Origin of the sequence: Marixanthomonas spongiae (genome assembly GCF_003095375.1) — a bacterium.
GTDB classification, from domain to species: domain Bacteria; phylum Bacteroidota; class Bacteroidia; order Flavobacteriales; family Flavobacteriaceae; genus Marixanthomonas; species Marixanthomonas spongiae.
In genome coordinates this window covers 331,134-354,319 of sequence record NZ_QEHR01000003.1, presented here as the reverse complement: position 1 = coordinate 354,319, position 23,186 = coordinate 331,134, and the positions used below count along the sequence as shown (strand labels likewise).

The 23,186-nt window shown below is 41.2% G+C and carries 24 protein-coding genes; 17 read left to right on the top strand and 7 right to left on the bottom strand.

Annotation, left to right across the window (positions count from 1 at the left end; translation table 11 throughout):
- Positions 1 to 16: 16 nt before the first annotated feature.
- From DDV96_RS06290 to DDV96_RS06280, 3 genes are all read left to right on the top strand, one after another.
- Positions 17 to 1,246 (top strand): PAS domain-containing sensor histidine kinase, encoded by a 1,230-nt coding sequence (locus DDV96_RS06290; RefSeq protein ID WP_116693902.1) that lies wholly within the window; start codon positions 17 to 19, stop codon positions 1,244 to 1,246.
- 109 nt (positions 1,247 to 1,355) lie between these two features.
- Positions 1,356 to 2,402: a response regulator gene (locus DDV96_RS06285; protein ID WP_116693901.1), complete on the top strand. Its 1,047-nt coding sequence runs from the start codon at positions 1,356 to 1,358 to the stop codon at positions 2,400 to 2,402.
- Positions 2,403 to 2,517: 115 nt separating this feature from the next.
- Positions 2,518 to 3,351 (top strand): universal stress protein, encoded by an 834-nt coding sequence (locus tag DDV96_RS06280; protein WP_133240820.1) that lies wholly within the window; start codon positions 2,518 to 2,520, stop codon positions 3,349 to 3,351.
- A 114-nt stretch (positions 3,352 to 3,465) separates the two neighbouring features.
- Here the strand turns inward: DDV96_RS06280 and DDV96_RS06275 are convergent, their stop codons facing one another.
- Complete coding sequence (locus DDV96_RS06275; protein ID WP_317045949.1) at positions 3,466 to 3,675, bottom strand: hypothetical protein; 210 nt, start codon at positions 3,673 to 3,675, stop codon at positions 3,466 to 3,468.
- Positions 3,676 to 3,828: 153 nt separating this feature from the next.
- Here DDV96_RS06275 and DDV96_RS06270 point away from each other — a divergent pair, with 153 nt between their 5' ends.
- From DDV96_RS06270 to DDV96_RS06260, 3 genes are all read left to right on the top strand, one after another.
- The gene (locus DDV96_RS06270; RefSeq protein WP_116693898.1) at positions 3,829 to 4,674 is read left to right on the top strand and encodes a universal stress protein; all 846 of its coding nucleotides are present in this window, start codon (positions 3,829 to 3,831) and stop codon (positions 4,672 to 4,674) included.
- Positions 4,675 to 4,691: 17 nt separating this feature from the next.
- Entirely contained in the window at positions 4,692 to 5,540 is an 849-nt protein-coding gene (locus DDV96_RS06265) for a universal stress protein (protein WP_116693897.1), read from the top strand.
- Between the two features lie 62 nt (positions 5,541 to 5,602).
- Positions 5,603 to 6,451: a universal stress protein gene (locus DDV96_RS06260; RefSeq protein ID WP_116693896.1), complete on the top strand. Its 849-nt coding sequence runs from the start codon at positions 5,603 to 5,605 to the stop codon at positions 6,449 to 6,451.
- A 124-nt stretch (positions 6,452 to 6,575) separates the two neighbouring features.
- Here DDV96_RS06260 and DDV96_RS16090 read toward each other — a convergent pair whose 3' ends face one another.
- From DDV96_RS16090 to DDV96_RS06250, 3 genes are all read right to left on the bottom strand, one after another.
- Positions 6,576 to 6,698, bottom strand: coding sequence for a hypothetical protein (locus tag DDV96_RS16090; protein ID WP_262497872.1), 123 nt, complete (start codon positions 6,696 to 6,698; stop codon positions 6,576 to 6,578).
- A 193-nt stretch (positions 6,699 to 6,891) separates the two neighbouring features.
- Positions 6,892 to 7,728: a universal stress protein gene (locus tag DDV96_RS06255; RefSeq protein WP_116693895.1), complete on the bottom strand. Its 837-nt coding sequence runs from the start codon at positions 7,726 to 7,728 to the stop codon at positions 6,892 to 6,894.
- A gap of 65 nt (positions 7,729 to 7,793) precedes the next feature.
- Positions 7,794 to 8,153, bottom strand: a complete 360-nt coding sequence (locus DDV96_RS06250; RefSeq protein WP_165805974.1) for a SpoIIAA family protein — start codon at positions 8,151 to 8,153, stop codon at positions 7,794 to 7,796.
- Between the two features lie 368 nt (positions 8,154 to 8,521).
- Here DDV96_RS06250 and DDV96_RS06245 point away from each other — a divergent pair, with 368 nt between their 5' ends.
- The 8 genes from DDV96_RS06245 (at position 8,522) to DDV96_RS06210 (ending at position 15,824) form a co-directional block, all read left to right on the top strand.
- Positions 8,522 to 9,028 (top strand): c-type cytochrome, encoded by a 507-nt coding sequence (locus tag DDV96_RS06245; protein ID WP_116693893.1) that lies wholly within the window; start codon positions 8,522 to 8,524, stop codon positions 9,026 to 9,028.
- 36 nt (positions 9,029 to 9,064) lie between these two features.
- The gene (locus tag DDV96_RS06240; protein WP_116693892.1) at positions 9,065 to 9,640 is read left to right on the top strand and encodes a fasciclin domain-containing protein; all 576 of its coding nucleotides are present in this window, start codon (positions 9,065 to 9,067) and stop codon (positions 9,638 to 9,640) included.
- Between the two features lie 25 nt (positions 9,641 to 9,665).
- Complete coding sequence (gene nosZ / locus DDV96_RS06235) at positions 9,666 to 11,630, top strand: Sec-dependent nitrous-oxide reductase (protein ID WP_116693891.1); 1,965 nt, start codon at positions 9,666 to 9,668, stop codon at positions 11,628 to 11,630.
- Between the two features lie 130 nt (positions 11,631 to 11,760).
- Positions 11,761 to 12,393 carry a hypothetical protein gene (locus DDV96_RS06230; protein ID WP_116693890.1) on the top strand — a complete coding sequence of 211 codons (633 nt, stop codon included), beginning with the start codon at positions 11,761 to 11,763 and terminating at the stop codon, positions 12,391 to 12,393.
- A gap of 124 nt (positions 12,394 to 12,517) precedes the next feature.
- Complete coding sequence (locus DDV96_RS06225) at positions 12,518 to 12,952, top strand: nitrous oxide reductase accessory protein NosL (protein ID WP_116693889.1); 435 nt, start codon at positions 12,518 to 12,520, stop codon at positions 12,950 to 12,952.
- A 146-nt stretch (positions 12,953 to 13,098) separates the two neighbouring features.
- Complete coding sequence (locus DDV96_RS06220; protein ID WP_116693888.1) at positions 13,099 to 14,355, top strand: nitrous oxide reductase family maturation protein NosD; 1,257 nt, start codon at positions 13,099 to 13,101, stop codon at positions 14,353 to 14,355.
- Positions 14,339 to 15,049: an ABC transporter ATP-binding protein gene (locus DDV96_RS06215; RefSeq protein WP_116693887.1), complete on the top strand. Its 711-nt coding sequence runs from the start codon at positions 14,339 to 14,341 to the stop codon at positions 15,047 to 15,049. Before DDV96_RS06220 ends, DDV96_RS06215 begins: the two co-directional genes overlap by 17 nt.
- Positions 15,042 to 15,824: an ABC transporter permease gene (locus DDV96_RS06210; protein ID WP_116693886.1), complete on the top strand. Its 783-nt coding sequence runs from the start codon at positions 15,042 to 15,044 to the stop codon at positions 15,822 to 15,824. Before DDV96_RS06215 ends, DDV96_RS06210 begins: the two co-directional genes overlap by 8 nt.
- A 151-nt stretch (positions 15,825 to 15,975) precedes the next feature.
- On the opposite strand, the gene DDV96_RS06205 is transcribed toward DDV96_RS06210, so the two are convergent.
- Both DDV96_RS06205 and DDV96_RS06200 read right to left on the bottom strand, forming a co-directional pair.
- Entirely contained in the window at positions 15,976 to 18,033 is a 2,058-nt protein-coding gene (locus DDV96_RS06205; RefSeq protein WP_116693885.1) for an acetate--CoA ligase family protein, read from the bottom strand.
- Between the two features lie 77 nt (positions 18,034 to 18,110).
- Positions 18,111 to 18,566 carry an RrF2 family transcriptional regulator gene (locus tag DDV96_RS06200; protein ID WP_116693884.1) on the bottom strand — a complete coding sequence of 152 codons (456 nt, stop codon included), beginning with the start codon at positions 18,564 to 18,566 and terminating at the stop codon, positions 18,111 to 18,113.
- Between the two features lie 235 nt (positions 18,567 to 18,801).
- Between DDV96_RS06200 and nadA the strand changes: the two genes are divergently transcribed.
- From nadA to DDV96_RS06185, 3 genes are read left to right on the top strand one after another with little or no spacing between them, the layout of a single operon-like run.
- Positions 18,802 to 19,728, top strand: coding sequence for a quinolinate synthase NadA (nadA, locus tag DDV96_RS06195; RefSeq protein ID WP_116693883.1), 927 nt, complete (start codon positions 18,802 to 18,804; stop codon positions 19,726 to 19,728).
- Between the two features lies 1 nt (position 19,729).
- Complete coding sequence (nadB, locus tag DDV96_RS06190; RefSeq protein ID WP_116693882.1) at positions 19,730 to 21,304, top strand: L-aspartate oxidase; 1,575 nt, start codon at positions 19,730 to 19,732, stop codon at positions 21,302 to 21,304.
- Positions 21,301 to 21,936, top strand: a complete 636-nt coding sequence (locus DDV96_RS06185) for a thioredoxin family protein (RefSeq protein ID WP_116693881.1) — start codon at positions 21,301 to 21,303, stop codon at positions 21,934 to 21,936. The genes nadB and DDV96_RS06185 overlap by 4 nt, the downstream gene beginning before the upstream one ends.
- Here DDV96_RS06185 and DDV96_RS06180 read toward each other — a convergent pair.
- Entirely contained in the window at positions 21,933 to 23,144 is a 1,212-nt protein-coding gene (locus DDV96_RS06180) for a hypothetical protein (protein ID WP_116693880.1), read from the bottom strand. The two genes, DDV96_RS06185 and DDV96_RS06180, sit on opposite strands and share 4 nt — an antisense overlap.
- Positions 23,145 to 23,186: the final 42 nt, after the last annotated feature.

Below are 23,186 nucleotides of genomic sequence, written 5' to 3'. Positions count from 1 at the left end.
TGCTTATTTTTGAAACGTGAAAGTTTTTGAGGAAAAAAAGGGGAATATATTCAAATTGCTTTCCGAAGCTATTTCAGAAGGCATCGTCATTGTCAATGAAAAACAGGAGATCGTGGCCAGCAATATGGCGGCCAATATCATGTTTGGTTATGAAAAGGACGAATTGTTGGGCCAGCACCTCAATGTGTTGATTCCTACCAATTACCACCACAGCCATAAAATGCATTTCAATGAATTTTTGAGCAACAGCGAAATAAGGCAAATGGGCCATGGGCGGGATATTTTTGGCATGCGAAAAGACGGCACCAAATTCCCGGTGGAGGCTGGCCTTAACCCGTTTCAGATTTATGATAGCGCGTATGTCATGGCTTTGGTGAGTGACATTACTGTGCGTAAACAACAGGAAGCGAAAATAAAGAACCTCAATGCCAATCTGGAAGCAAAAATTGCCGAACGCACACAAACGCTCGAAAATACAGTGGCAAAGTTGAAAAAAGAAGTTGAAAAACGCCGTATTGCCGAAAATAAAATGAAGGAATCCCTTCAAAAAGAACGGGAACTCAATGACCTTAAAACCAAGTTTCTTTCCATGGTGTCCCATGAGTTTAAAACCCCTTTGAGCGGTATCCTTACGTCGGCCACCCTAATTGGTAAATACACCAAAGAGGAACAGCAGGACAAACGGGAAAAGCACCTAAAGACCATAAAATCAAAAATAAAATACCTCGACAGTATTTTGAGCGACTTTTTGTCCATCGAGCGGTTGGAGACCGGCAAAACAGTGTATAAATTCAGTACTTTCCCGTTGAGCAAAGTGGTTAATGAGGTTATTTACGATGCCAATATGTTGCTCAAGGAAGGGCAGCGCATTGAATATCCACAGAACATAGATGATATCGTGCTGAAGTTTGACGAGAAGATACTCGAACTTATTTTGACCAACTTGATAAACAATGCGGTAAAATATTCATCTGAAAATTGTGTGATCGAGGTGAATGTAGCCCTGCACGGCGAAGAGCTTTCCGTTGAAGTTAAAGACCAAGGGATTGGTATTCCTGAAAAAGATCAGAAATACGTTTTTAACCGTTATTTTAGGGCAGAAAATGCACTGCTGAATGCTGGTACGGGCATTGGCCTCAACATTGTAAAAAGCCATCTTGAAAATCTTGGCGGGCGCATAAGTTTTACCAGTACCGAGGGAAAAGGCAGCACCTTTGTAGTGGTCTTGCCCACTAAGGTTTCCTAGATTTTGCACACCTGTACGTGACTGAGTTTAAGATTGTTTTAGCGAGATTAATACAAAGTCTTTTGCTTTTTGAAATAATACGTAACTTTATCGAAAAATCAACCAGTTTATGAATACCATCCTGCTTATTGAAGATGATGCTGCTTTGCGCGAAAATACCGAAGAATTATTGACGCTTTCCGATTACCGCGTAATTACCGCCCCAAATGGAAAATTGGGCATTGAAAAAGCAAAGACCGAAATCCCTAACATTATCATCTGCGACATTATGATGCCCGAAGTAGATGGTTATGGCGTGCTCAATGAACTCTCCTTGAACGACAGCACCCAGCACATTCCCTTTATTTTCCTTTCAGCAAAAACCGAACATAAAGAAATAAGAAAAGGGATGGACCTTGGCGCAGACGACTACTTGACAAAACCTTTTGACGAAGACGAACTATTGAGCGCCGTGGAAAGCCGTCTGGCCAAGGCGCGTTTAATGTCGGGTATGTTCAACGGCGACACCGCAACCCAAGAACAGGACAGCGTTAGGAACCTGAACGAACTCAAAAACTTTTTTGACGACTACGGAAAAGAGCTTACCTTCGAAAAAGGGGAGACCATATACCGCGAAGGCCAATATGCCACGATGATCTATTTAATATTGGAAGGCGTGGTAAAAGCGCATAAAATGGACGAGAGTGGAAAAGAATTGATCACCAACCTCTATAAAGCCGATGATTTTTTAGGATTCACCTCCTTAATGGAGCGCGTTCCCTACACCGAGTCTGCCACAGCGGTTGAAAATGTAACACTGGCTGGGGTGGCCATAGGCGATCTCAAGGACATATTGGGCAAAAACAAAAACCTGTCCCTAGAACTGATGAATGTGTTGACCAATACCCTTTCAGAAGTAAAAGAACAGTTGTTGCAAATGGCCTATAGTTCGGTTAGGCGTAAAACGGCACAGACCATTCTTCAATTTGCCGAAATACTCAATAAAAACCCAGAAGACAACATTAAAATATCACGTTACGATCTGGCGAGCGTGGCTGGCATTGCAACCGAGAGCCTTATACGCACATTGTCCGGTTTCAAGAAAAAAGGCCTTATTAAAATTGAAGGCCGAAACATACGCATTACCGACTTAGAAGGGCTCAAACAAATTAATTGATCCGTCTTACAGCAATCTGTAATTGACCGGATTAAGGTTTTTTCACAAAACTGACCGTTGTCATTCTTTGCTCAATAGCATCACGTTACTTTTGTTTCAAAGTGATACCGATGTGATGAATGTATTAATACCAACCGATTTTTCAGACAATGCCTGGAATGCAAAGGTCTACGCCGTTTCGTTATTGAAAAAGCAATGGGTTACCTTTCATTTAGTGCATGTTAAAGATTTCGTAAGTGTAGAAACGGGCCCTGAAATCCATGGTAGTGGTGTTTTGTTCACGGCCCCAAACAAGGCCACTGCAAAAACCCAACTCTTAAAATTGCAAGAACGCATTACTGCTCACCAAGTGGGTGCCAACCATAGGTTTGAAACTGCAATTGAACATGGGTCTTTTATTAAAGGAATACGGTCTCAAGTAGCCGAACACCGCATAGACCTCATTATTATGGGTACAAAAGGAGCTTCTGGCATAAAAAAATATACATTGGGCAGCAACACGGGAGATGTGATCACTAAAGTAAAATGCCCTGTTTTGGTCATCCCAGAGCAGGCGGTGTATGAAGTGCCCAAAGACATTGCCTTTCCTACCGATTTTAATTTATTGTATAAAAAACGCATTATAGCTACGTTGAAAACGGCATTAAAACTGCACCATTCGTTTTTACACATTGTGCAAATGGGGAGCAATACCTTGCCCATTAACGATATACAAGCTAAAAACAAAGATTTTTTAGCGCATAGCCTCGGAAATATTCAACACGATTTTCATTCGTGCAATTCCACTAATATGGAAGAAGCCATACAGCAGTTTGTTGATAAAAAACAGATAAATATGATTGCTATGGTGGCTAAAAACCTCAATTTCTTTCAGCGTATATTATTTAAGCCAAGTGCTAAAACAATAAGTTATCACACAAAAATCCCCTTTTTGGTCCTTCACGAATAAACTGGTAAGAAAATTAGGGGCTTGTTCACTGCTCTTTTTCATTAAGGCCAAGACATTGGCAAATGTAGTGCTGCTGTTTCCTGAAAAGTCTAAGTACGGTGTGCAGCGGCTGGTTTATTCTTCACTTCCAATGGGATGGTCTTCGTAAAAATCCTTAAAAGTTTTATCGGTTGAGTAAGCATCGGTCAAGACCTTGTAAACACTAAAGACCAAAAGAATTTGCCCTATCACGGTAAGATAGAACACCCAACTGAATGAAAAATTCATTACCGAGAACACAACCACGGTAAGCAGTATCATTGTTGTTACAATCAAATATGTCATTCCAGAAATTTTCATAGTATCTTAAAGATAACTATTGTTTATCAGAATATATCTTAACGTTACGCTAAAAACCAGAAGGTTAACTGATAAATGTCATAGCCATTTCTCTTAATTTACAGTAACTTTGATTGGATTGTAAAAACAGCGTTACCTATGCAAAAAATAATCATTCCTACCGATTTTTCCGACAATGCACAAAATGCCATTCGTTATGCCGTAGAACTTTTTAAATACAACCACTGCGAAATAACCCTGTTGCACGCATTTGCCGATGAGGTGTACGAAAACAACCTCGACATGTCGCGTTCCCTCTTTGAAGAATACAAAGAAAAAGTTGAAGAAAGTGCTACCGCCGAATTGGAGAACGTACTAGAAGCAACTAAAAAGATGTCGCCCAATCCACGCCATACCTACAGTGCCAAAGCGGTTTTCGCCACGCTTGTAGATGCCGTAAACGACCTTGCCGAAACCGACAACAGCGATATCGTGGTCATGGGAACAAGAGGCCATACCGATGACCGCGACTTACTGTTTGGCAGTAATACCTTGCAAGTGGTAAAATACGTAAGTTGCCCCGTATTGGCGGTGCCCTCAAAATATACAGAGTGGCACCCTAAACAAGTCCTGTTCTCCACACCTTATCTCATGCCTTTTAAGCGCAGGGAATTAAAACTGCTTAATACCCTTTGTAAAAACTTTAAGGCAACCATTAACTTTCTGTACGTTTCAGAGTTTGAAAAACTATCGTTTCGGCAACAGGACAATAAGGCCTTTTTAGATTCCTGTTTGGCAGATAACCTAAAAGAATTCCACACTGCTCAAGGAACTGATGTGGTAGAAACAATCAATGCCTTTATCAACGACAAACACATAGATATGTTGGTTATGGTCAACGAACGCCGTTCATTTTTGGAAAATGTACTTTTTACCAATACCATCGATAAAATAGGGCTAAAGGTGCAGGTTCCGTTTTTGATATTTCAGAATGTACCCCGGTAAAGTAAAGTATAGTTATCATGAAAAAAATAGTAGTTCCTACAGACTTTTCAAGCAATGCCTACGCGGCTTTACGCTACGTTGTAAAGCTTTTTGGCGACGAAGAAGTGCATTTTTACTTGTTGCATTCTTTTGCCGATAGTGTTTCTGCGCTTACTAGCCGGGTGGACATAGGGAAATCAGAAAAAATAATCGATACGCTTTACGATGAGGCCAATAAGGACGGCGATACACTTATAAAACGCATCGATGGGGAAACCAGTAACCATTCACATAAATTTGAGTTCATCGTTACATCTATGTCTTTGGTGCGTGCCACCAATAAACTGATCGTTAAACACGGAATCAATATGGTGGTCATGGGCTCTAAAGGACGAACAGCCGCCGAGGATATTTTGTTGGGAAGCAACACCATCCAGGTAATAAAAAAGATTAAAAACGCCCCTTTGCTGGTGGTTCCCCGGGAAATTAACTACACTATACCCGCTGAAATAGCTTTTGCCACCGATTATACCGATACTTTCCCAACGGCAGGAATTGGTCCCGTTCTGGATTTGGCCAAAACTTATCAAGCTACCGTTCATTTGGTCCACGTGGGCGAAAAAGAAATGCTCGATGCCCAACAAAAGTACCATTTAAAACGCATAAAGAAAGCCTTGGAAGACTGTACCGTAAAAAACCATTGGGTACCCAAACAAAACAGCATCGCTAAAAGCATAGAGCAGTTTGTGGTCGATGAACGGATGGACGTCTTGGTCATGGTCTACCGCCGGTACAATGCCATAGCCCGTATGTTTAGGGAAGCCATTGTTAAAAAAATAGGCAAATCAACAGCAGTGCCTTATTTAATCATCCCTATAAGGGATTGATTTTTATCATAGCCATCATCATATTCTTTTTGTAACTTTACTATTTAAAATTTGTACCTATTATGAAAAAGAAAGTCTTAATTCCCGTAGATTTCTCAAAAAACGCTTGGAATGCCATTACTTATGCCATGAACCTTTTTAAGGGCGAGCATTGCGAATTTTATATCCTCAACACCTTTTATTTGGGAGGTTTTTCAAATGAAAATCTGTTGATTGCCAAGCCTAGCGATTCGGCTTATGAAGCCATTAAGAAAACTTCAGAAGAAAAAATGGATAAGCTAAAAACCCAAATTGAGTTTAGGGACGATTCGCCCGGGCATCGGTTTCATTTTCATTGCGAATTTGGCCCTTTAACCGATGTGATCAAGCGTTTTATTCGGAAAAAGGATATTGAATTTATGGTTATGGGTACCCGTGGCGAGACCGACTCCAAAGATTTGATTTTTGGTAGCAACACCATAAATATGATGGAAAACATCCAAGCTTGTCCAGTATTGGCTGTTCCCGGAAACGTAGCTTTTAAAGAACCAAACGAAATTGTTTTCCCCACCAATTTCAAAACCTACTATAAACGGCGCGAATTGTATTACCTTATTGATATAGCAAAACTTACCCATGCTCCCATTCGTATTCTCCATATCCAACAAAAGGATAAACTGAGCGAGAAACAGAAAGACAACAAAGCGTTATTGGAAGATATCTTCGAAAATGTCGAGTTTAGCCACCATACTATGGAAAAAATGGACGTTAAAAAGGGATTGCACAAATTCGTGGAGAGCCGAAACAGCGATATGATTGCCTTTATCAATAGGAAGCATACTTTTTTCGGAAGTATTTTTTCAAACCCAATGGTTCGGGAATTAGGTGTTTATGCCACCGTACCGGTATTGGCCATGCGCGACATTTTATAAGCGAAAAGGCTCATGAAAACCAAATCCGCTTCTTAGACAATTTTTTATAGGTCTATGGAAGCGGATTCGGTTTTTTGAAAAAGTTAAAATTCTGCTATTTTTAATGTTTTAAAAGAACGTTTAGTTACTTAAAATAAACCTGGTAGTCCTCTAAATGTGTTTTAATATTGGCTTTCATTTCAGTGCCTTGGGTTGTTTCTGGGTTGGCGTTCCATTTAACGCCGTTGTTTAACGAAATTTCATTCATTCAATTTTCGCTTTCGGCGTTACTTTCTTCTCTGTATAGGAAACAGTTTCGCTTTTGGCCTGTTCTTATACAACGGTTTCATTTTGAGGGTTGTTTTTTCAACTGATTACAGTTTGGCAAAGCACTGATAGGCGGTAATAAAATCTAACATAATTGAACCTTTGTAAGGCTAATGTTGTTACAATACAAAGTTTTATTGGTGCAAGACGAGCAGTGGAACCCGGGTTCCATAGCTTATTTCCGAAGTTTCAGAGCCGAAGATGAAACGTTCTAAAAAACCTTCTTTTTTAACGAACATGGTATGCAATGATGGTTTAACCAATTGTACAAAAGCATTAATGGCAACCGGAGTAGGGATACCGGTTATGTGGTGGTATGTATGTTCCCTATTTTTAAAAATGGCGTTGAGGTCCGGGTTTTCAGTTTCATCGGTATCGGCAAGTGGGTCGTCATCGATATTCAAAATATGAATCTGTGGCTGGTGCTGAACCTCCATTAATTTGAACAACAGCTGTAACTTTTCTTTTTCCGGGGCATCGCCAGGATGCACGCTAAAAAGAACAGAATCGGGTTTTTGATAGGTATAACCCTCTGGTACGATCAACAGTGGGAAATCCACTTGCCGTATTACCTTAAGGGTATTGCTGCCAAAGAAGGCTTCCTTAGAGCCAGTGGCGCCATTAGAGCCCATAACGACCAGGTCGATGTTGTGCGATGATACCGTTTGCGAGATGGCTTCGGGAAGCGTATCAAAATCCACTATTCCCTTAAAGTGGTACGGTTCATTTTTATATGCTGCTTCATAGTCTGCAATAATGTGGTCTATGGTTGCTTTATTATCGGCCATTACGGCATCGTAAACCGAACTTTCCAGCGGCGCTGATAACACATCGGCCGTAACATACTCGGAAGTTTTTTGTACGTTCAACAAATAGAAGGTACTGGCTTTGCCCTTAAAAAATTCCAAAGCGTACCGGATGGCATTTTTGGAGTTTTCTGAAAAATCGGTAGGTAATAAGATGTTAAACATGAATAATGTGTATTAGGCTATAAAAGTAAGGGCTTTTGCAAATTTTCAATATGATTTATATCATCTTAAGCGGTTTTTATCCATTCCATTGCTTGTTCACGTTCGTCCATATCAAAACCCTTGGCCGTTAAATTGGGTATAACCGAAGCGGTATCGGTAATGTTTTCTATCCATTTTTTATCCGTTACAATGGCAGCGGTATGTATATTTCCCAAGTGTTTGATGTCGGTTTTTAAATCTTCCCACATGGCTTTGGCACTTGACCACTTAAAATCGTGCATTTCGGCGTAGAACTTAAAAGTATCGTGCTTGCGTTCAAAATCTTCCAATATTGGGTTCAGCCGGTCGTAATCTTCTTTGGTGATTTCCCCCGTCATGATAATCCCTAAAATGGGTTCTGGCATATCGTTTATTATGGTTATCATAATGTAATTGATTAATTGTTTATACATCATAAAAAGGTAAGGAATAATGTAAAAGACACATCTTAAAATAATTTTAAATTTTTTTCAAAAATGATAAAAAATTTATCCTTCAGGTAGAATGCAATTTAGTTGTTACCTTCATGCAACAGATTGATTTTTAAGGGGGTGGTGCCGATTAAAATTTACATGAAAAAAGAACGGAATTAATAAAAGACTAACAAGTCTTAAATATGACAAAAATCATATTTTATTTTTCCTTCTCTCTTTAATTTTGTGATGTAAAATTTAATGCACGCTTTGAGAAGTGCTTAAAATTTCAGAAAAAGAAACAATCAATAAATCGAAACAATAATCACAAACCCGAAACTATGAAATACGTAATTAAAAGTATCTTATTAATCACCGTACTTGCTTTGATAAGCTGTGGCGGTAAAGACGAGAAAAAAGAAAAAGACCAAATTAAAATTGGCCAGAAACCAAAAACTGAGAAAAAAGTAGAGAAACCAGTTGCTGACGAAGTACCAATCTCCAAGCAAGCCACCCTGGACGAAAAAGGTGTAGGACCTATTAAAAACTTAGAGTTGAGCCCAGATATAGATCAGGCGATGGCAAAAGCAGGAGGAGAACTTTTTAAGAACAAATGTACCGCTTGCCATAAAACCGACAGGAAATTCATTGGGCCGGCACCAACAGGTATTTTGGAGCGCCGTTCACCAGAGTGGATTATGAACATGATCTTAAACCCTGAAGTAATGGTTAAAGAAGACCCCGTTGCAAAACAATTGTTGATCGAGTTTAACGGATCACCAATGGCAAACCAGGGGTTGACTGAAGATGAAGCGCGCAAAATCCTAGAATATTTCAGGACCCTTTAAAAGAGGCATATACCGTAACCAACTAATCCTTTATATATGAAAAATCTAGTAAACATTGCATTGTCGGTGCTTTTGATTGCCTTGGTGGCTGCTTGTAAAGACCAGCCTGACCAAGAAAGTTCAAACAACACCGTAGAACAGACACCAAATAGCAATACGAACGAGAAAAAGGGGCAAGCGTTCATCAAGGACGATGTATCCCCTCCCAATGTGCTCGACATTGCTGTCGGGTCTGAAGACCACACTACGTTGGTAAAAGCGGTACAAACTGCAGACCTTGAAAACTCATTGGTCAATGCAGGGCCTTTAATGGTATTTGCACCAACCAACGAAGCTTTTGGCAATTTGCCAGATGGTACAGTAGAAAGCCTTTTGGAACCCGAAAACAAAGGGAAATTGGCTTATATCCTAAAGCACCACGTAACACCGGGCAATTATAACAAGGAGTTTTTAAAGAAATTTAAAAAACTGGGGCAAGCCAGCAATCAAAATGTCGCTGTTACCGTAGAAGGTGACGACGTATTTGTAGGTGGTGCGAAGATTATTGCCAGTATTCCCGCCAGTAACGGTATCGTGCACGTAGTGGACAAGGTAATCGTTCCCGAACAGTAACTTAAACAAATAAAACCAAAACAATATGAAACGATCAATTAATAGCTTACTTATGTTTGCCATACTGGCTGGGATATTTACCAGTTGTAACAATGGCAAATCCAATAAAAACGGCGATCGCGGGGCCCTGTCCTCAAATGCCGCAGAAAAAGTGTACGTAGCCCCAGGGGAACATGATGAATTTTATGGGTTCTTTTCAGGGGGTTACAGCGGTAACTTAACCGTTTATGGACTGCCCTCTGGACGGATGTTCAAGGAAATCCCTGTGTTTTCACAGTTCCCAACCAATGGGTATGGGTATTCTGAAGAAACAAAGCCGATGTTGAATACTTCCCACGGATTTATCCCTTGGGACGATTTGCACCACCCAGACATTTCACAAACCAATGGAAAACTGGACGGACGATGGATTTTCGTTAACGGAAACAACACTCCACGTATTGCAAGGATCGATCTTGAAACCTTCGAAACCGAAGAAATAATGGAGATCCCCAACAGTGCAGGTAACCACAGTTCGTCTTTTATTACTGAAAACACAGAGTATGTGGTAGCAGGTACCCGTTTTTCGGTTCCCGTGCCGCAGGAAGACATTTCCATTAAGGAATACAAAGGGAAATTTAAAGGTGCTTTGTCCTTTTTGAGCGTGGATCAAGAAACCGGAAGAATGAACATTAAATTTCAGTTGATGATGCCCGGGTTCGACTATGACCTATCTCACCCAGGACGTGGAAAATCACACGGTTGGTTCTTCTTTACTACCTATAACACCGAAGAAGCACACTCTTTACTGGAAGTGAACGCCTCTCAAAACGACAAGGACTTCATTGCAGCGATAAACTGGAAGAAGATTGAAGAATACGTAAACAATGGCGGCGGTAAAAAGATGCCGGCCAACTATGCACATAACGTGTATGACCATAGTACGCACAACGCCACTTCTACCATGAAAAAAGAAGTGTTGACGGTAGATCCCACAAAAGTACCGGGAGCTGTTTTCTTCCTTCCCACGCCAAAATCACCACATGGTTGTGATGTAAGCCCAGATGGAGAGTACATTATTGGTAACGGAAAACTATCGGCAGATTTAACGGTGCACTCCTTTGATAAGATGATCAATGCCATCGAAAATGAAAAGTTTGACGGAGAAGCCTACGGAATCCCAATCCTTAATTTTGAAGATATCTTGGCAGGAACAGTAAAACAAGCAGGATTAGGCCCACTACACACCGAATTTGACGGGAAAGGAAATGCTTATACTACGTTCTTTATATCTTCAGAATTGGTAAAATGGAATGTGGAAACCCGCGAGGTAATAGATCGTCAACCTAACTACTATTCAGTAGGGCACGTGATGATTCCTGGTGGAAACTCTGCCGAGCCTTTTGGTAAGTATGCCGTTTCAATGAACAAAATTACCAAGGACAGATACTTACCTACAGGACCAGAACTGGAACACTCTGCACAGTTGTTTGATATTACCGGAGATAAAATGGAGCTGTTGCTGGATTTTCCAACACACGGAGAGCCGCACTATGCAGCTGGTATCCCAGCCGATATTCTAGCGCCAAAATCGAAGAAAATATTCAAGCTGGAAAACAACAAGCACGAATATGCAACGCTTACAAGCGATGAGGCACGTGTAGAGCGTGATGGAAAAGAAGTACATATTTATATGTCGATGATACGTAGCCACTTTACGCCAGATAATATTGAAGGCATCAAAGTGGGCGATAAGGTGTATTTCCACATCACAAACCACGAACAGGATTTTGATGTTCCACACGGCTTTGCAATGATTGGGGCCAACAACGCCGAGTTGCTCATTATGCCGGGACAAACCAAAACCTTGGTTTGGGAGCCTAAGCAAGTAGGGGTGTGGCCATTTTACTGTACCGACTTCTGCTCTGCACTTCACCAAGAAATGCAAGGGTACATTAGGGTATCGCCCGAAAACTCAGATATTGAATTAACCTGGTCCTTAGGAGAATAAGGTTATTGGTTGTGGAGACATTTGTTTAGTGATTGATAATGTTTCCAAAGACAGACGGGGGTTGGTTGATTGCCCCCGTCTTGTTTTAAAAAGAACTGATTAATCAACAAAAATCAAAAAATTCAAGAAAATGAAAAAAGCTGGAATCATCATGATCATTGGCTCATTGCTTCTATTGGGGCTCTTTAAATTCCCCCTTTGGAACATCGTGTTGGGCGCGCCACAATATCCAGACCCTTTGGGAATGAACATTTACATTACCGGGATTCAAGGAGTTGAAGAGTTTGATATTCAGAACATAGACGGGCTTAACCACTATATTGGTATGCGGCCCATCCCTAAACCCTCAGAAATGTGGGAATTTCAAGTGTTTCCCTTGGTAATAGGCAGCATGGTTGCCCTTGGGGTGATAATAGGGCTATTGGGTTTTTTCGGTAAAGTGAACCACTGGTGGTTCTTGGGCTGGTTGGTGCTTATGTCCGTTCTTGGCGTACTGGGAATGTACGATTTTAACCTATGGCTAACCGACTACGGAACTAATTTAGACCCTCATGCCATTATGAAAATGACTCATCCAGACGGAACACCCATGACCTATAAACCACCACTAATAGGCTACCAAAAAATGCTTAATTTCGATGTGGATTCCTGGCCGCACGTTGGCGGTTACTTAATGTTTGTAGGAATGTTATTGACCTTCGTCGCTTTTTTCATTGGAAAAAAAGAATGGAAAAAGAAAAAAAGAGGCATCACTACCTCTTAAAATGAGTAGCTCTTTCCTTGAAAAGAAAAAGAAGCTCATATTTAAATTTATACTTTCTAAGCGGGAAGGGGTTTGCACTTAACCAAAAAAGGTGATCCCTTCCCCATATTAAAAAATCAACACCATGAAATCAACACTTTCTATACTCTTTCTTGCCTTGTTGTTTACGGCATGTGAAGTAAAACCGAAAAAAATAAACTACGGAAGCGATAATTGCAGTTATTGCAATATGACGATCGTAGATAGGCAACATGCATCTCAACTTGTTACCGATAAAGGCCGTGCTTATAGCTTTGATGCCATTGAATGCATGGTCAATTACCATAAGGAACATACCGATCAAGCTGTTGCCCTGTATCTGGTCAACGACTTTAAGAATCCCGGGGAGCTAATTGATGCCACAAAAGCCACCTACTTGATAAGCCCAGAAATACCAAGCCCTATGGGGGCTAATCTTTCTGCGTTCAACTCACAACAAGAAGCCGAAAAAACCCAAGCCGAATACAGCGGCGAACGCTACAATTGGGAAGAACTGAAATCTGTTCTAAAAAAGCAATAAGAAAAAAAAGGTTTTTTAACATTTAAAGGTCTTATCGAAAAGATAAACGGTTCATACTACCTGAAAACCATAACGGCTTTTAAGTAAAACCAAACCTGTTATTTGTCATAGTTTGGCAATCTTCAACTTTGTATTTTCGCTTTGTCATGAAAAAAAGAATATTATATACGGTCCTATTTTTCTGTTGTACTGTCGTAGTTACGTTTGCACAAAAAACCATAGAGGTATGTGCGTCCTGTGAAACGACAACCCTAACAAAAGCCGTGGAAACAGCCCAACCTTTTGACACTATTAAGGTAAAAAAAGGAACGTATGCCGAATATAACATCGGTATTACTAAACCCTTGACCATCATAGGGGAAGGAAACCCTGTGATCGATGGGCAAAATAAAGGAGAGATCATCACCATAGAAAGTGACAACGTAACCGTAAAAGGGTTCACGGTCGTTAATGTGGGCACAAGCTACACCACCGATTTCGCTGCCATACGGGTAGTGAACAGTAAAAATTTCGTAATTGAAAACAATACCCTGAAACGTCTTTTCTTCGGAATTTATCTGCAAAAATCCAATCATGGTAAAGTATTGAACAATACCATTCAAGGCGATGCGGTAAATGAGTACAACTCGGGCAATGGCATTCAGCTATGGTATTGCAATCACGTGGAAGTAGCCGGAAACACAGTAAAAAACGTCCGCGATGGTATTTACTTGGAATTTTCGGACCAAATAGAGATACACAACAACAAAAGCACCGATAATTTGCGCTACGGCCTGCATTTTATGTTTTCTAACCACGACACCTACACCAATAACCTATTTGAAAACAATGGGGCAGGGGTGGCGGTCATGTTCTCTAAGTTCATAAAAATGTACAACAACGTCTTTCGGAAAAATTGGGGAACGGCTTCCTTTGGCCTGTTGCTGAAAGAAATCAACGACTCAGAAATAGAAGGTAACCTTTTTGAAGAAAATACCGTAGGCATCAATATTGAAGGTTCTAACCGTATTGAGTATAAGCACAACGATTTTAAAAGCAACGGTTGGGCCATCAAGGTGCGGGGCGCTTGTTACGCCAATACATTTACCAAAAATAATTTTCTGTACAACAGCTTTGATGTTTCGTACAACAGTAAAATAAATGACAACCTGTTCGACAAAAACTACTGGAGCAATTATACGGGCTATGATTTGGACAAAAACGGCATTGGCGATGTGCCTTACCGGCCGGTTAAACTTTTCAGCTATATTGTTAACCGAACCCCCGAGACCATTATCCTGTTACGCAGCCTTTTTATCGACATCATAGATTTTTCAGAAAAAGTGTCCCCAGTATTCACGCCAGACAACCTAATGGACAACCACCCATTGTTAAAACCCACAGACCATGATCGAAATAGATAACCTGCATAAAAAATTTGGCAAAAACGAGGTGCTCAAAGGTATCGACCTTACTATAGACAGCGGCGGTATTTTTGCCGTATTGGGGCCCAATGGTTCGGGCAAGACCACCCTCATAAAGAGTATCTTGGGAATGGTCGTGCCCAATGATGGTATCATAAAGCTCAATGGGGCCTCCATAAAACAAAGCTGGGAATACCGAAACGATATTGACTATTTGCCCCAAATTGCCAATTTTCCCGGCAACCTCACGGTTAAGGAGCTCATCAAGATGATCAAAGACCTGCGAAGCAATAAAACGGCAGACGATGAGCGGCTTATCGATCTTTTTAAACTGCAACCGTTTCTTGATAAAAAACTGAACAACCTCTCTGGCGGTACCAAACAAAAGGTAAACCTCGTGCTTACCTTTATGTTCGACAGCCCGTTGGTTATTCTCGATGAACCCACAACAGGACTCGATCCCATTTCGCACATTCGCTTGAAAGAATTGATCACAGCCGAAAAACAAAAAGGCAAAACCATCCTTATTACCTCGCACATTATGAGTTTTGTGGAAGAAATTTCCGATGAAATCGTCTTTCTGCTCGAAGGGAAAATCTATTTCCGAGGCAGCATTGCCGATTTAAAAACCAAGACCGAACAACCCGATTTTGAACACGCTATTGCGTCTATGTTATCTTCAAGTTATGCTTAAAATATTAAAATACAGTTTTTTCGATTTAATGCGCAGCCGTTGGAGCTACGTGTACTTTTTGTTCTATCTATTATTGGGCATCGTATTGCTGTTCCTCAATAATGACCTGAGCAAAGCCGTAATTACCCTAATGAACGTAATCATCATACTCGTACCGCTCATCGGGACCATTTTTGGGGTTATGTATTATTATAATTCCAAAGAATTCACCGAACTTTTGCTCGCACAGCCCGTTAAGCGCAGTTCCATATTTTTGGGACAATACCTTGGGGTGGCACTATCGCTGTCCATGAGCCTGATTATTGGTTTGGGATTGCCCTTTGTGTTCTACGGAATTTTCAACAGCGGCGCCATCTGGGACTTCTCCTTACTATTGGTGACCGGTGCGTTTTTAACCCTTATTTTTACCGCGCTAGCCTTTGTCATCGCCTTGGCAAACGAAAACAAGATTAAAGGGTTTGGCTATGCCATACTGCTCTGGCTCTTTATGGCCGTAATTTACGACGGCATCTTTTTAATGTCGTTGGTCTATTTTGAAGAGTATCCTTTAGATACCTTTTCATTGGTGGCAACGATGTTGAACCCAGTGGACCTCTCGCGGGTGCTCATTTTACTGAAATTGGATATATCGGCTCTCTTGGGCTATACCGGTGCCGTTTTTCAGAAATTCTTTGGAACCAATTTTGGATTTATTCTCTCCAGTCTATTGCTGGTAATTTGGGTAGCGGTGCCTACTTTTTTCATTCAGCATATGGCAAAACGGAAAGATTTTTAAAAGAAACTCAAAGTAAGAAGTGTTCAGACTTTGGTTTTTCTTAAATGAATTGAAGTAGAAACGTGCTTTCCGAAAATTAGTTCTGTTCAATTTTCAGGTACCAATATCCATTAGGAATTTGAAGCATTCTTTATTCTGAAGAATAGAGAGGCTATTCCCCAAGCTGTATCCGCGTATCTACAGCTGTAATGGCTCTTTGTGTGCCAATTAATGGATTGATGTCCATTTCGGTAATTTCCGGAGCGGCTTCTACCAGTGCAGATAACCGAAGAATTATTTCAACAAATAGTTCTTCATTTACGCCTTGCTGGCCACGCGTGCCCTGAATAAGTTTGTAACCCCGCAGGGATTGTACCATCTTTTTCGCTTCGGGTTCTGAAATAGGAGTCAGTCCAGCAGCAACATCGTTCAATACTTCAATAAAAATACCGCCAAGCCCGCACAATATGGTATGGCTGAACCCAGGTTCTTTCTTTACGCCTACAAAAAGCTCGAGTCCTGCCAATTGGGGTTGGACCATTACTGCTGTGGTAGATTCTATGTCCATCAATAGGTCAAATGTCTCTGCCACTTCCGTTTTTGAGGCGATATTAAGCACCACTCCATTTTTATCTGATTTGTGAATGGGGCCAACCACTTTCATAACCACTGGAAAATCAATGCCCGTCATATTTTTGAGCAATTTTTCTTTCGAATTTTCAATAACCTCCACAACCCGTGGGATGCCCGCTGCATCAAGAAGTTGTTCGGTCTTGGAAGCAGAGAGGTATCCTTGCGGAGCACTTTCAATTACTTGGCGTATGCTTTCGGTGTCGATTGTTGGTATCTTAACTTCTTCGGTGGTGGGTTTTGGGGTGTTGTAAACCTGTGACAGTGCTTTTCCCAAAACCACTTCATCTGGAAAATTGACATGCCCTTTTTTCAAAAAAGACGCTATTTCCCGTTGGGCATTGACCACAGAAGGTAAAACAGGAAAAATAGGCTTGTTGCAGATATCCAGTTTTACACTCAATACATTGTAAGCATTTTCTACATCGAACAAGCCCGGGCTTCCAAAAACTACTGCCATGGCATCGATATTTTCAAATTTGTGCTCACAGTAATCAATGATGATCCCTAACTGTTCAGCCGTTCCCGTGGCCAAAAAATCTATCGGATTGGCAACCGATGAGCCTGGATGCAAAAATGATTTCAGTTTTTCTGCATATGCCCCGGTGATTTCGGGAACGTTTAGGCCGCCTTTCGATAGCTCGTCGGCCAACATCACTGCCGATCCGCCCGCGTGGGTAATAATAGCGATGTTCTTACCATTTAATTTTTTATAATTGAAAATGGAAGCCACGCTCAACAATTCTTCCCGGCTGCTGCAATACACAATGCCAGCTTTGTCAAAAAGGGCACGAACAGTCATATCGCTACTTGCAATGGCTCCGGTGTGCGAGGTGGCTGCACGACTGCCTTCTGCGGTACTGCCTGCTTTTATGGCGGCAATTTTAGCTCCTTTGTTAATGAGGGAAGAAGCGTGTTTCAACAGTTTTTTGGGGTTTGAAATGGTCTCCAAATACAACAGTTTTATGGAAGCATCTGTTGCAGGGTCAAAGTGCAAATCCATGTACTCCAAAATATCTTCCACACTGGTTTGTGCCGCATTGCCAACCGAAAACACGTGAGCAAATGAGACACCCAATTGCATCCCGGCTTCCATAATAAAAACGGCCGTGGCACCCGAACCTGAAATTAAATCACAACCTTTGGGATTGAAATTTGGTACAGGAGCGGTAAAAACACCCTTGTAATATTCAGTGATGACGCCTATGCAATTGGGGCCAATCAAGCAACCATCGACCTTTTCTACGGTTTCCACGATTTGTTGCTCCCAAATAGTCCCTTTTTCTCCCGCTTCACCAAAACCGGCAGAGATGATGATAAAAGCTTTGGTGTTTTTTTCTTCAGCTAAAATTGTGACCGCTTCTAAGCAATGTTTTGCAGGGATGGCAAGGATGGCCAAGTCTGTTTCCGGTAGGTCCTGTACGGTTTTAAAACTTGGAATGCCTTGAACTTTTTCTTCTTTTGGGTTTACCACGTAAAGCGTGCCGTTAAAACTACCAGAACGGAGGTTTTTCAATAAATGGCCTCCAGGTTTTTTAAGATCGTTTGAAGCGCCGATGACAGCAATGCTCGATGGGTTAAGGAGTTGTGTGTTTATCATGGTTGTTTTTTGAAGATAAAAAAATAGGGTGCTCGTTTTGTTTTAATATTGTTTTTTATAAACTAAAATTGAAATCTCTATTTGTGCAACGCATCAAAATCTTTTAGGGAAAGCACGGTTCCTCTTTTTTTGATCTCTTCCGAAAATTGTGCTATGGTCTTGCCTTTGAAGTCTTTTTTAATGATTTGTTTAAACGGGGAAACATTAAAATGAACAGGGCAGGGGTTGTTATCGCTGCAGGTATGCAACCCTAAAAAACATTGGTTGAATTTTTCGGTACCATCAACGGTCACAATAATATCCCAGACTGTTTTGTTGCGGTTGGTTTTATTTAAATAGAAACCTCCGTTAGGCCCTTTTGAAGACGAAACCAAATCGGCACCGCCCAACCGTTGTAAGAGCTTGGCCAGAAAAGGCTGGGGCACTTCTAGGTCCTGCGATATTTTTTTTGTCCGTATCCGTTGGGTCGCACTACTGTAAAGGGCTAAATATAAAATAGAACGGATGGCGTATTGAGCGGCGTTGGATAGCATTTTTTATTTTCAAAGATACAAAAAAGATAATTTAGTCTTTTATTTTAATTTATTTCATAAAATAGCATGTTTTATTATTGCTTAAATGGCCTATTAAAGACTATTTGGTCTTAAAATTGACAAATGTCATATTTAACCCCGCCTGCTTCGTGTACCTTTACGCCAAATTTTCCACCAACCCGTTATAATATCGCTATTGCAGTTGTTAAAACGTAAATAGGAAATTTTATACACTATGGATTTAGCAAAAGAAATCACGTATTTAAAAAAGAAAAAGCATGCCGTGGTTTTAGCCCATTACTATCAAGTGCCCGAAATACAGGAAGTTGCCGATTATGTAGGCGATAGCTTAGGGCTTTCGCAACGGGCGGCCGAAACCGATGCCGAAATGATTGTCTTTGCCGGCGTTCATTTTATGGCCGAAACCGCAAAAATATTGAACCCCAATAAAAAAGTATTGCTGCCCGATTTAATGGCGGGCTGCTCTTTGGCAGACTCGTGTCCACCGGAAGCATTTAAAAAATTAATCGATGCAAACCCCAATCACGTGGTGATAACCTACATCAACTGTTCGGCAGAAATAAAAGCCATGAGCGATTTGGTCTGTACATCTTCCAATGCCGAATTGATTGTCAACTCCATTCCAAAAGAGGTGCCAATTATTTTTGCGCCCGATAAGAATTTAGGAAAATACATTCAGAAAAAAACAGGAAGGGATTTACTTCTATGGGACGGTTCCTGTATCGTGCACGAAGCCTTTTCTTTTGATAAGCTTTTGAAATTGTACCAACAACATCCAGGTTCTAAAATCATTGCCCATCCAGAATCGGAATCACATATATTGGAAACCGCCAATTATGTGGGGTCCACAGCCGGAATGATCGATTTTGTAAAAAAGAACCCTTCAGAAAAATTTATCGTTGCCACCGAAGCGGGAATCCTCCATAAAATGCAAGAGCAGGTTCCGCAAACCGTATTGATACCGGCTCCTGCCGAAGAAGATAATACCTGTGCTTGTAGCGAATGTGCGTTCATGAAAATGAATACGCTACAAAAACTGTATAACTGTCTGTTAAACGAGACCCCACAAATAGAAGTTTCTGAAACCATAAGAGAAAAGGCCATCTTGCCCATAGAGCGAATGCTTAAACTTTCAAAATAATATGAAAAAGACCAACTTCCTTATTATCGGTTCGGGAATTGCAGGCTTGACCTTGGCGATAAAGTTGGCAGAGCGGTTCCCTAAAAAGACAATTTCGATCGCCACAAAAGCCGGTCAATCTAATACCGGTTATGCCCAAGGTGGCATTGCGGCTGTTTTAAATGAACAAGAGGACTGCTTTCAAAAACATATTGACGATACATTAAGGGCAGGCGATGGCCTGTGCAAGCCCGAAATAGTAGAAAAAGTTATCACCGAAGGACCGAAAAGATTACGAGAACTTATGCAATGGGGCGCCCAGTTTGATATGGACACGCAACAGAGCCCGTTGCTGAATAGGGAAGGGGGACATTCCGAAAACAGGGTCGTTCACCACAAAGATACCACCGGGCGTGAAATTCTACGCGCCTTGACCGTACAAGTTCACCGGTTAAAAAATATCGAGCTATTGACTAATTTTTTCGCAGTCGATTTGATGGTTCAAAACCTTCAAAACAGCACTGCTGAAAACACATCTGTTTGCCGTGGTGCCTATTTATTGAACCAAATAACTGGAACCCTGCTTGCTCTTGAAGCTGAAACGACAACCCTCGCGACCGGTGGTGTGGGACAGGTTTACGCCCACACCACAAACCCCGATACCGCAACAGGCGATGGGATAGCAATGGCGCATCGTGCCAAAGCAAAAGTTAGCGGTATGGAATTCATTCAATTTCATCCTACGGCCTTGCACGGAAAAGACAAAGGAACCTCTTTTTTGATTTCGGAAGCGGTCCGTGGATTTGGTGCCTTTTTACGAAACGCAAAAGGAGAGCGCTTCATGCTCGATTACGACGGTAGGGGCGAACTCGCTTCCCGGGATATCGTTTCGCGGGCCATTCATTCAGAAATGCTCAAACACGGTGATGCTTGTGTTTATTTGGACGCCACGCACTTAGCTGCGAAACATTTCAAAACAAAATTCCCAAACATTTACAATACCTGCCTGAAAAGTGGTTTCGATATTGCAAAAGACTGGGTTCCTGTGGTGCCAGCTGCACATTACCTTTGCGGTGGGATTGAGGTCGATGCTTTTGGGCAGACCAGCATTAAAAACCTGTTTGCCTGCGGGGAATGCTCCTTTACAGGACTGCACGGTGCCAATAGGTTGGCGTCAAACTCGCTTCTGGAAGCCCTGGTATTTGCCCACAGTATTTTTGATTACCATGCAAATTCATTGCCAAATATTAAACAATTTATTTCTTTTGAAGCGATTATTGAGAAAGAACAGGTGATGACGGCCAATGGTCGCGAGTTCCATCCGGAACCTCAAAGAATACAAGAACTAATGTCCAATAATGCCGGTATTGTTCGTACGGATGCTGAATTACAGAAAGCAAAAAAACAACTCGATCAGTTAGCAGAAGAAGTTGAAATTGCTTATACTTTTAATACCATAAGTACTGGTCTTTGCGAATATAGGAATATGTTGACCGTTGCACGATTAATTGTTGGGCAATCCTTATTGAGAAAAGAAAACAAGGGCGGTTATTATAACGCTCAATTAGAAAACAATATTAAAAAAGAATTGATATGAAAGAAGTCTTAAAAAACGCCATAGTATCTGGTATGTCTTACAACGAATACAACCTGTTGTTCAAGCAATTGGTTTCAGAAGGGAGAACTACCGGGAAACCTACCGATATCACTCCTGAGGAATGGCAAGAAAAAGTGACTTATACCAAGTTAAACTTCAGCCGAAGCAAACGTCTGGACAAAACCGGTTTTATTCCAGAGACATTTCAGCAACCTTTTAAAGAAACCTGTGAAAACCAAACATGGTTGGTAATTAGTGAACCCTGGTGTGGCGATGCCGCGCAAACCCTTCCTTATTTGAACAAACTGGCTAGTCTTTCAGATAAAATAAATTTAAAAGTCGTGTTGCGTGATGAGCACCCCGAATTAATGGACCTTTTTCTTACCAATGGCTCCAGAAGCATTCCAAAATTAATCGTACTTAACGACAGCCCTGAGGTACTTGCACACTGGGGACCCCGTTCACAAGCCGCTACCAAGCTGGTAACTGACTATAAAACCGAGCACGGGCAACTGGACGATGACTTTAAAAAAGAATTGCAGGTTTGGTACAATAAAGAAAAAGGTAAAAGTATAATAAGCGAACTGGCGAAGATTGCCAAAAAACTGTGTCCTGAAAAAGAAACGGTTTAATGGTATTTGTGTTTTTTAAATTGAACAGCAAAAAGCCAACCAACAGCAACAAGCAGCAAAACGCTTGCTAAGGATAGCCAAAAGGAAATTTCGGGCAAAGCTGGCAAATTGAATGCACTCATACTGCCGCGGTAAAAAATAAGGAATTCGGTAAGGGCAAAACCCGCAATGTAGATTGCCAATGCAACCCTTGGCAAGGCAATCCATTTAAAATGATGCAGAAAAGACAACAAAGCTACGCTTACCAATCCTAAAAATACCCAGTGGAGGTAGCTAATCACGTAATCGGTGGTTCCAGAGATAAGTTCGGCCGTTTCAGGGAAAGAGCCCATTAATTGTGCCGTTAATTTAACAGCGAGGCAAAACCCGGCAAATTTCAACAAGGATACTGTTAATCTGGATAGGTTATTGCCCAATGTAAAGCGTTCCCACAAAATTTTCCGGAAAAGCATGGAAAACGCACCTATTTGCATAACGCTTCCGGCTATTGCAAGTGCGTAAAACAGCCCATGCGGTTGCATCCATAAAATGGAAATGAAAAATGTCAATAGCACACCAACGTTCAATAGGTAATAAAACCGCTTGAAGCTTTTCTTCGGAACGGAGATGTTGTAATGTTCAAAAATCCGAAATAAAATTCCGCATAACGCAACCAAAAACCAGCCGTTGTATTGAAAATGCAGGTAAAAATAGATTGCGTTGTGATACCAGGGCGAGGTGTTGCCCAAGATGGCCATAATACCGCCCACCGCCCATGGGCCAATGCTCGAGAGTACCATGTACCAAACTGCAACCCGTATCAATTTATACGATTGGAGTGTTTTTAAGTCGTTGGGCGTATGTTTCAGAAAATAGAAAGCGAATACGTACGTTGCAATCAAAAATAGAGTGGAAAAGGTAATGGAAAATAACGCATAACCGGTAAAGGGAAACGAAAACATCATGCCAACGATAGTGATCTGCGTGGCCCAAAAAAGTGCGGTATATTTTTTTGAAATGCCACTTTTCTTAAGGTACAAAAAGTACAAAATGGTGGTCAACCCTACATACACCCAGCCCAATAAAGCGATGTGCGAGTGGGTATGCACCATATAGCGATAAGTAATGGGCAAGTCGATCACTGCAAATAGCCTGAGTGCGACGCCCATTATGGCGATCAACATAAAATATCCCAAGGCAATGCGTATGTGTTTTTTAAAAGAAATCACTATTTTTCAGAAAAATCGAATTTCAAGCACAAAGGTACCGAT